Raw genomic sequence first — 9507 nt, forward strand, 5'->3', positions numbered from 1 at the left:
GCCGGGGAGGCGGCCGGGGAAGCGAGGGGGGAGCCGAAGGGTGATGCCGCGCCCTTGGCTCCGGCTCAAGCCTCCCTGGTCAACAGTCACTTGAGCGTGGGCGGCAACGGTCACAACAACACTCATGAACGGTCAGTTCCAACCGTTTGCGGTCCCGGAGGGAGAACAGGGGCCGGTGGGGCGTCGGCAGGGTGAGGTGTGTTGCGCGTCCGACCGGAACAGATGGAGATCAACTCAGATGACGGCGTCCTTCGAGTGGGCCGGGCTGGTTCCGGTCGTGGCGAGCGGGCTCGGCCCCGTACTCGCCGCCCTGATTCCTGCCCTCCTTGAGCGGCTGGAGCGGCATCGGGCCCGAGGGCGGGCGGAACCGGCCCCGGCGTGCCCCGTACCTTCCGGGGTGGCCGGGGCCTCCGAGGCGGACACGCTGGAGCGGCACGTCGTACGGGTGGACGTGCACGGCGCCGGGGACGTGGCGGTCGTCGTACGGGTCGGCGCGGCGCCCGGCGCGCGCGGGCTCTGCGGCTGCCCCGAGGAGCGGCTCCGTGGTAGGTGAGGCGCACAGAGACCGCGTCATGGTGGCCGACGACCTGGGCCGTCAACTCCTGGACCATTACGAGAAGTTCATGGCGGACACGCCTCACTCGCTGCATCGGCAGACCGGCACGAAGCTCTCCCTGCCCGCCTGCCAGGACGTCGCCCAGGAGGCGTTCCTCAACGTGGCCAGGCGCCTGGAGGCCGGCGAGCTGGACGAGGGCGTCAACCTCCCGGCGTATCTGGCGACGGCCGCCAAGAATCTGGCCCGGAGCCGCTTGCGTACCGAGCGACGCCTCGAACTGGCCGGAGTGCTACAGACGTTGCTGCCGGAGCAACGGCAGGGCGAGGCGCCGGTGGGCGACCTCGACGGTGACCTCGACGCGCTCGAGGACCTGGTGTGGCCGGCGATCGAGGCGATGCCGGTGACCCAGCGCCGGCAGGTGGTGCGGCTGCAGAGCCTCGGCCTCACCGACATCGAGATCGCGGCCGCGCTCGGCATGCGGGCCGACCGGGTGCACCACGAGCGGCACAAGGCGGTGGTCGATCTGCGGCGGGCCCTCGGCGACTTCATCAGAGACCGGCACCGGAGCAGGACACGAAGCGTGGAGAAGGGCGGGTGAGGGGCGTGAACCGCTTCAACGAGGACACGGGCGACCGCCGGACACCAGGGCTTTCCGACCAGCGGGCGCCAGGTCGTCCCGACCGTCGGACACCAGCGCTTCCCGTGGAGCTCGTACGGCTGATGGGTGAGCTGACCGGGCCGCCGGACTTCTGGTACCGCCCCGACGGCGAATTCGGCCCGCTCGCCGAGACCGTACAACCGGATCGCGAGGCGCGGCGGCGGGCGAACTCCCTGTACCGGCTCGGGTCGCGCGCACTGCTGCGGGGCGAACTCCTCGACGCCGCCGACTGGTTGGGCGAGGCGGCGGGCGCCGGGCACCCCGGTGCGCTGTTCCGGCTCGCCGTGGTGGCGTTGCGGGCGGGCGAGGACTGGGAGCGGGAGGCCTGGTTCCTGGTCGCCGAGGCCGCCCGCCTCGGCCACGGCGACGCGTCCCGGCTGCTGAGCGAACTCGGGCGGCGCAGCCCGGAAGCGGGGTCGGGAACGCCACGGGTCGAGGATGCCGAGTTTCTCGATGAGCTCCGTGAACTTCTGGGCGTACGAGGGGAGTTGGAGCAGGGTGAGGGTGAGGTGGCCGGACAGCGACAGCCGGAGGGTGCGGCGGCGCCGAGCACCACGGACGAGCACGGCCCCACCGCCACCACGGAGGCCGCTACCGGCACCGGGCAACCCCACCTCTTCCTCGTCCCCGCTCCCCCGCTGCCTCCACTGGTGGGCGGGGGACGCGGGGAGGACAGCCGCGAGCGGGGCACCGAAAGGCCGGTACCGGCTCTCGTACTCCCCGCACTCCCCGTACTCCCCGACTTCCGTACAGACACCTCGCGTACGGACACCGCGCGTACGGACTCCGTGCCCACCGCTCCGCCGCCACCAGGTCCCCGTGACGCGTTCGGCGAGGAGCCGTGGTGGTCGGCGAGCGCGCTGCGGCCCGCCGTGCTCCACGACATGGCGCGCAGCCGCCCGGCGCTCGCCACGACACCTGCCTCCTGGCAGGCGGCGCAGCGGGCCAGGGACCTGCTGCACCTCATCAACGACGCCGACGGCATCGACACCCGCGCCCTCGCGCAGCGCGGCCGGATGTCGATGAACAGCACCATCCGCTTCCTGGACTGGCTCCGCGCCCAGCAGCTCATCACCACGGTGGGCGGTGCGCACCACCCGGGTCCGTTGATGCGGATGGCGACGCACGCGGACCGGGGATTGCTGCAGCAGGCGCTGGCCGAGCTGCGCGACGATCTCGACGCGGCGATCTACCTCAGCAGTTATACGGACGGGGAGATCCTCATCCACCAGGCCGCGTACAGCCGTACGGCGCCGCCGGTCGACGAGTGGGCGCCGTTCACCGACACCGGTCACGCCAGCGCGGTCGGCAAGAGTCTGCTCGCCCAACTCGACTTCGACTCCCGGATGGAGCACCTGGCCCGCTACCCCTCGATCCAGCTGACCGACCGGACCATCACCGACCCACGGGACCTGGTCGAGAAACTCGACGGACACGGCCCGCACGCCGCGCAGTTCGACCTGTTGGAGTACTCGCGGAAGGAGGTGTGCGTCGCGTACTCGCTCGGTCTGCCCGGCCGCGCGTCCGGCATCGCACTGTCGCTGCCCGCGCACCAGCACCGCCGCCTCATCACCGCCGCGCACTCCCTGAGCAAGCGGGCGACGGGCATTCTGCTCGCCCACCTCATCGCCGACGACACGGCGGCCGGCGCGAGTGCCGGTCAGGCGGCCGCCCAGGAGTGGAGGGGTGCCCAGGAGTGGAGGGGTGCCCAGGAGTGGAGGAGTGCCCCGAACCCGCCCCCGAGCCCGGCACCACGCCGCGCCTTGCCCTGACGGCTGGGGGTGGGGGTGGGGTGCCGCAGGTGGCCCCCCGGTTCGGCGGCCACCTCACCCCCGCGTCTGGGCGTCACGCGGGATGCTGCCCGGCCGGCCAGTACCCGGTACGGACGAAACGCTCGATGTCGGCCTCGTACGGTGCGGGGTCGAGTCCCCGCGCACGTACCCAGGAAGGGTCGAGGTGGGTGTTCAGGTACGGATCGGCGGTGTCGCCGATGACGGTGACGATGCTGCCGTGCACCCCCGCTTCACTCATCCTTGCCGCCAGGTGGCACACCCCCCAGAGGTTGGTGCCGGTCGCCGGTCCGGCCTCGATCCCGGCAGCGGTGCGGAGCCACCGCAGGGCCGCGATGGACGCCGCGTCCGGGACCGGAATCATCAGGTCGATCACCGCCGGGAGGAAACCGGGTTCGATGCGTGGGCGACCGATGCCGGGAATGCGCGAGGGCATCCCCGTGGTGTAGTCGCCACACCCGCTGGCCCACGCGGGAAAGTAGGCGGAGTTCTCCGGATCCACCACGGCCAGTCGGGTCGGGTGGCCCATTCTCCGCAGGTGGCGTCCGACTGCCGCGGAGGTTGCTCCTGTTCCGGCGCCAGCGACGATCCACTCCGGGACCGGGTGTGGCTCCCCGTTCAACTGCACGAAGATCTCGTCGGCGATCGTCGGCTCACCGGACACGGCCATCGCCCGCTCCACGTCGGTGAAGTGGTCGAGGAAGTGGCCGCCGAGCCGCTCGGCCAACGCCCTTGCCTCCTCCTGCACCGCGGCCGGTGGCTGCTCACCCACCTGCCACCGACCGCCCTCCCCCTCGATCCTGGCCAGGACTTCCGCAGCGGTCCTGGCCGGTACGACGGCGGTGAAGTCCAGGCCAAGGAGGCTCGCGAAGTGAGCCCCGGCGACGGCGACCGCTCCGCTGGTGGCCGCGATCACCGGCCTGTCGGCTGTGATGGCCCCGCTGGCGATCGCCTCGCAGAACATGGCCCGCACCAGGCGGTACTTCATGCTGCCGGTGGGGTGCGCGGACTCGTCCTTGAGGTAGATGTCGATACCCCGGATCGCGGGAAGCGAGAGTGGCCGCAGCGGCGTGGGGGTCACATGCGGGCCGCCTTCCCGTACCCGCCGAATCGCTTCGGCAGCCCACGCGTTGGAGTGCTCCTCAGTCATGACCGGACCCTACTGGAGCCGACCGGACGGGAGGAGTCAGGCCTTCGGCTCCACACCGGGCCCGCCGAGGAACACCTGCGTCTTGCCGTCGGCCAGGCCCGGCGGGCCGCCCCAGGTTCAACGCGTTCACGCCCCACACCCGCCGAAGCGCTGGCAATTCCCTCTCCTCGCCAACATATTGACGTTGTTCCGACGCAGACCGAAGGGGCACCGACGCATGACCGTGGAGCTCGCGAACAGAGCCAGAGAATCCGTCAGCGAACCCGCCAGTGAGTCCGTCAGTGAACTCGTCCACGAGCGGTGGGGCACCCTCCTGGTAGAGATCGGCGCGGGAGCCGCCCAGCGGTACGCCGCAGGTGAAGCCTTTCCGAGGGAACTCCTGGCACGGGCCGCACAAGCGAGACTTCACCGGCTCTCGTTACCGCAGGACATCGGCGGCGACGGTGTGGGCGCACTCGTGGTCACGGCCCTGCGCGTCGACTACGCCATCCCCTGCCCGGGGTTCACCGACGCGCCGAGCCTGACCCTCCGCTGCGGCCTCTCCGTCGACCCGCGCGGCGAACGGATCCAGGTCGAGGCCGACTGCTCCGCCGACGGCCGACTGACACTCCATCAGGTGATCGGCGCTCCGACCCGGACGCTGTACGCCGAGTTCCACCGCCCGATGTTCGTCTACGAGCCGTGCCTGGTCCGCACCTCCGCCCAACTCACCCCGGACGGACCGCACTTCCAGCACCACATCGGACCCCCCGACGCCCCACGCCCGTACCTGACCGTCCGGGAGGTCCTGGATGGCACCACCTGACGGCCGGGCCGCTCAGTCCGCGAACAACTCACGGACAAAAGGCACCGTGTCCGGCTGCGAAGCGGCCATCGTGCCGCTGTGGTCGGTCGGGTACGTGGCGAAGGTGACCGGCTCGCCGTTCGCCTTCAGCGCGGCGGCGTACGCGGCCGTCGCGGAGATCGGCACGTCCTTGTCCTTCGTGCCGTGCGCCATGAAGAACGGCTGGTCGAAGCCGTCCTCGGGCATGCCCATGTACTCCCGTACCGTCTCGGCGAAGCCCGGGATCTCGTTGACCGGCCGGTCGAGGAAGTCACCACTCGACACCCCGGCCTCCTCGATCCGCTTCTCGAAGGGCCGCAGGCACTCCTTCTCCGCCCGGTCGATGAACTCCTTGCCCTCGCGGCTGAGGACACGGTTGATCCGCAGCTCGGGGTGCACATCGCGCAGCGCCGCGAAGATGTACGCGCCGTACGCCGTCGTCACCGGGCTCGACGGCTCGTCGGAGGGCTCGGCGGCCGCGACGAGCTTCTCCACGTAGGCCGGGGTGCCGGTGCCGACCGCGCCCCGGTAGTCGAGCTCCGCACCGCCGAACTCGGTGGCGTGGCGCGCCGTGTAGATCGCCGCGCCGGCGCCCTGGGACTGCCCGATGGTGACCCACTCACGCGAGAGGCGCGCGCTCTGCGGCAGCCGCTCCTCGGCGAAGTTCCGTCCGGCCTTGACCATGTCGACGACGTTGTGTGCCGTGGTCCTGCCGTCCAGGTAGGGCATCAGGCCCTTGGTGCCGAGCCCCACGTAGTCGCTGGCCACGACCGCGTAACCCTGCTCCATCCACTTGGCGAGATAGGCGAGGTCGCGCTCCTGCGCCGAGGAGCCGACGAGGGACGGCGCGCAACTGTCGTCGAGGCCCACGGTGCCGTGCGCCCACGAGACGACGGGCCAACCCCCTTGCGGCGCCTCGCCCTTGGGGACGAAGACGCTGCCGGTGCTACGGGCCGTACGGCCGTGCGCGTCGGTCGTCGTGTACGTGAGCCGGTACGCGGCGCCCGTACCCGGCACCCACAGGTCCTCCGTGAGCGGGGCCGAGCCGACCACGGTGCCGGGCGCCGGATGCCCGTGCCGTACCGGCGTCGCGGAGACGGAGGGCGCGGCCGTGGCGGCGAGGACCGCGGTGGCCGCGACGACCGTGCAGAGGCGGGACTTGGCGGTGCCGGACTCGGCGCTGCGGGACTGGGCGGTGCCGGACTTGGCGGTGCGGGTGACCATGTGGTTCTCCGTTCGGTGAGACGGCTGGAGAGTGGGGACATGGTGCCGCCGCGGGCGGCGAGGACCGGGAGAATGCCTGATCCTTGCCGAGACCGGGGCCCGAATGTACATTCCGTGCGTGATCAGCGAGGACGATCTCGCGCTCGTACACGCGCTGCAGGAAGCGCCCCGAGCGCCCTGGGCGCTGCTGGCCTCCGTGCTCGCGGCCGAACCCCGCACGGTCGCCCGGCGGTACGCGCGACTGTGCGAGAGCGGCGCCCTGCGGGTGGTGCCCACGGCGGGGCCCCGACTGGTGGACCGGCTGCAGCTCGGGCATCTGCGGCTGCGTACCGCGCCCGGCCGCGCCGACGAGGTGGCCCGGCGCCTCGCGGCCTGGCCGCAGGCCGCGTCCGTCCATGTCACCGACGGCTCCGCCGATGTGTACGCGACGCTCGTGGGCACCGACCACCCCACCCTGATCCGGGACACACAGCAGGCCGTGGCCGCCCTGCCCGCCGTCGCCCACTCCGAGACCAACACGGTCCTGGAGACCATCGAAGTGGGCGGCTCCCGGCGTCTGGAGTCCCTGCATCCGCGCCAGATACGGGAGTTGCGCGCCGCACTCCCCGAACCGCGCACCGGCGCCACCGCCACCCTCAGACACGACGACCTGCCGTTGCTCCGGCTCCTCGGCCAGGACCCGCGCACCGACACCGCCGAACTCGCCCGCCGCCTGGGCCGCGAGCCGAGCACCGTCTCCCGCAGACTCGGCCGGCTGCGCGCGGACGGCCTCCTCGGCTTCGTCGCGCTGCTCACCGACACCGCGTCCCCCGCGCCCTGGCGGGTGCTGCTGTGGTGCGCGGCACCGCCGGACGACGTGCCCCAACTCGCCGCGAAACTCGCCCAGATGCCCAAGGTCGGCCTGCTCACCGTCACCACAGGACGCGCCAACCTCCAGCTCCTCGCGCACCTGGAGTCGCCCGCCCGCGTCACGGCGCTGCACACCGAACTGACCGCGCTCTCCCCCGGACTGCGGATCGTGGAGACACAGGTCGCCGCGTACGCGGTGAAGGTGCACGGCTGTCTGCGCACCCCCGAGGGCCGCTGGGCCGACGAACCCTGCGACCAGGACGGCTCACTGAGGCAACTCCTCGGCGCCCCGCGGCCACCGCGCTGAGTTCCGGCCGTGCCGGAGGGCCTTTGCCACACCCTGACCGCGTCCGACAAGCCCTCCGGAAGCCATGACACCCCTGAGCCATGAAACCCCTTTGGTATACCGTTTTCTGATGCTGGATGGACGGACCAATGAAGTGACCGACCGCGAGCCCGATGCCCCGTCGGTCTGGCGGGCACCGGGCATGCCGGCGCTGCTCGGCTCGACCGCGCTCGGCTTCGCCGGGGTCGCCCTGCTGCTGCCGGTCGCGCCACTCTGGGTGCTGCACGGCGGGGCCGACGAGCTGGGCGCGGGTGCGGTCAACGCGGTGATGATGCTCTGCACCGTGATCGCCCAACTCCTCGTGGGGCGCACCCTCGACCGGCTCGGCTGGCGCTGGACACTCATCCTGGGCGCCTGTCTGCTCGGCGCTCCCGCACCGGCCCACCTGCTCACCGACGACGTGTGGGCGGTGACCGCGCTCGCGGCGGTACGCGGTCTCGGCTTCGGCATCATCACCGTGTGCGGGGCGATGGGCGTCGCCGTACTCGTCGAGCCCGCGCGTCGCGGCCGGGCCGTCGGCGCGTACGGACTGGCCGCCGCGGCCCCGCAGTTCGTGCTGATCCCCTTGGCGCCCTGGCTGACCGAACAGGTCGGCTACTGGCTGGTGTTCACGCTCGCCGTCGTGCCGGTGCTCGCGATTCCGCTCGCCCTGCGGGTGGCCCGCGCGCTGCGCGCCCACGACCGGCCGGCGACCGGCCCGACCGGGACCGCCGAGGCCGCTGAGGCCGCCGAGGCCGTGCCGCGCGACACCGCCGCGCTCCGCCGTGCCCTGGCGGGGCCGATCGCGGCGCTGCTCGCGATCACTTCGGCCGGGGGCGCGGTGCTCACGTTCACGCCGAGCCTGGTCCCGGACCAGACGACGGTGTTCGTGGCGCTCCTGGTCTTCACCGGCACCTCCGCCCTGAGCCGCTGGGCGTTCGGCGGCTTCGCGGACCGCCGTGGCGCGGCCCCGGCCATCGCGCCGCTCCTCTTCGCGGGCGCCGTGGGACTCGCCGCGATCGGCACGGGCACGGCGAGCGGTTCCGCCACGACCGGGGGCGTCCTGCTCATCGTCGGCATGCTCGTCGTGGGCGTCGCGTACGGCGGCCTGCAGAACCTGACCCTGGTGCACGCGTTCGCCGCCGCGGGCGAGCGGGAGCGGTCGTCCGTCGGCACGGCCTGGAACGTCGGCTTCGACGCGGGCACGGGCCTCGGCGCCCTCGCCGCCGGAGCGGTCGCCGCCGCCGCCTCGTACACGGTCGCGTACGCGAGCCTCGCCGCTGTCACCGCGCTTGTGGGCGCGGGGTGGGTGGGCCTGTGGTGGCGCGGAGGTCGCGCGTCCGCGCCGCGCACGTAGCGGTCCGGCGTGCTGAAAAATTCAAGGCTGGATCCCGTACGGGCGACGTACGCTGAGCGGCCGGCCGGCCGGAGTTCACCAAGGTCCACCGGAGTTCGCCGCAACTAGCCGTACGAGATGAGCCGTACGACATGAGGGGTTCCCATGACCGCCCGATCGCAGCACCGACCCGTCCCGATGCCGGTCACCACGGAGCGGCTCGTCCTACGTCTCTTCACGCCGGACGACCTCGACGACGTGTACGCGTACCAGAGCCTCGACGAGGTCGCCCGCTACCTCCTGCGCCCGCCCCTCACCCGCGACGAGTGCGCACGCTCCCTCGCGCAGCGCGCGGCCGGTACGGAGTGGACCGAGGACGGCGACGCCCTGGTCCTGGCCGTGTGCCGGGCCGGGACACCGGGCGTCGTGGGCGAGTTGGTCCTGAAACTGGCGAGCGCGCGGGGGCGCCAGGCGGAGATCGGCTGGATCTTCAACCCGTCCTACGCGGGCCACGGCTACGCCACCGAAGCAGCCCGCGCCACCGCTTCCCTGGCCTTCACGCACCTGAACGTCCACCGCCTCTTCGCCCGCCTCGACGCCCGCAACACCGCCTCGGCCCGCATCTGCGAACGCCTCGGCATGCGCCACGAGGCCCACCTGATCGAGAACGACCTCGACGACGAAGGCTGGAGCGACGAGTACGTGTACGCGACGCTGGCGAGGGAGTGGAAGGAGCGGGGCTCGACCACCTGACGGTTGCAGGAGGTCAGGGACCATCGCCCCTTCCCCATCACCC

9 protein-coding genes are annotated in these 9507 nt (G+C 72.3%); 7 read left to right on the forward strand and 2 right to left on the reverse strand.

What is annotated here, in order from left to right; genetic code table 11:
- The first annotated feature begins 238 nt into the window (after positions 1-238).
- The 3 genes from GUY60_RS28535 (at position 239) to GUY60_RS28545 (ending at position 2986) form a co-directional block, all read left to right on the forward strand.
- Positions 239-553 (forward strand): hypothetical protein, encoded by a 315-nt coding sequence (locus tag GUY60_RS28535; RefSeq protein WP_161702925.1) that lies wholly within the window; start codon positions 239-241, stop codon positions 551-553.
- A gap of 19 nt (positions 554-572) precedes the next feature.
- Complete coding sequence (locus tag GUY60_RS28540) at positions 573-1154, forward strand: RNA polymerase sigma factor (RefSeq protein WP_161702927.1); 582 nt, start codon at positions 573-575, stop codon at positions 1152-1154.
- A 122-nt stretch (positions 1155-1276) separates the two neighbouring features.
- Positions 1277-2986 carry an IclR family transcriptional regulator domain-containing protein gene (locus tag GUY60_RS28545; RefSeq protein ID WP_161702928.1) on the forward strand — a complete coding sequence of 570 codons (1710 nt, stop codon included), beginning with the start codon at positions 1277-1279 and terminating at the stop codon, positions 2984-2986.
- Positions 2987-3059: 73 nt separating this feature from the next.
- On the opposite strand, the gene GUY60_RS28550 is transcribed toward GUY60_RS28545, so the two are convergent.
- On the reverse strand, positions 3060-4154 hold the full coding sequence (locus GUY60_RS28550; protein ID WP_161702930.1) for a PLP-dependent cysteine synthase family protein: 1095 nt from the start codon (positions 4152-4154) through the stop codon (positions 3060-3062).
- 217 nt (positions 4155-4371) lie between these two features.
- On the opposite strand from GUY60_RS28550, the gene GUY60_RS28555 reads away from it, so the two are divergent.
- Positions 4372-4959, forward strand: a complete 588-nt coding sequence (locus tag GUY60_RS28555; RefSeq protein WP_161702932.1) for a hypothetical protein — start codon at positions 4372-4374, stop codon at positions 4957-4959.
- A 12-nt stretch (positions 4960-4971) separates the two neighbouring features.
- Here the strand turns inward: GUY60_RS28555 and GUY60_RS28560 are convergent, their stop codons facing one another.
- Positions 4972-6201 (reverse strand): lipase family protein, encoded by a 1230-nt coding sequence (locus GUY60_RS28560; RefSeq protein WP_161702934.1) that lies wholly within the window; start codon positions 6199-6201, stop codon positions 4972-4974.
- A gap of 118 nt (positions 6202-6319) precedes the next feature.
- On the opposite strand from GUY60_RS28560, the gene GUY60_RS28565 reads away from it, so the two are divergent.
- From GUY60_RS28565 to GUY60_RS28575, 3 genes are all read left to right on the forward strand, one after another.
- On the forward strand, positions 6320-7357 hold the full coding sequence (locus tag GUY60_RS28565) for an Lrp/AsnC family transcriptional regulator (RefSeq protein WP_161702936.1): 1038 nt from the start codon (positions 6320-6322) through the stop codon (positions 7355-7357).
- Between the two features lie 109 nt (positions 7358-7466).
- A complete protein-coding gene (locus GUY60_RS28570) occupies positions 7467-8732 on the forward strand; it encodes an MFS transporter (protein WP_223178742.1) in 1266 nt (421 codons plus the stop codon).
- Between the two features lie 144 nt (positions 8733-8876).
- Positions 8877-9464 carry a GNAT family N-acetyltransferase gene (locus GUY60_RS28575; RefSeq protein ID WP_161702938.1) on the forward strand — a complete coding sequence of 196 codons (588 nt, stop codon included), beginning with the start codon at positions 8877-8879 and terminating at the stop codon, positions 9462-9464.
- Positions 9465-9507 lie beyond the last annotated feature (43 nt).

The organism is Streptomyces boluensis (genome assembly GCF_009908195.1).
GTDB lineage: Bacteria > Actinomycetota > Actinomycetes > Streptomycetales > Streptomycetaceae > Streptomyces > Streptomyces boluensis.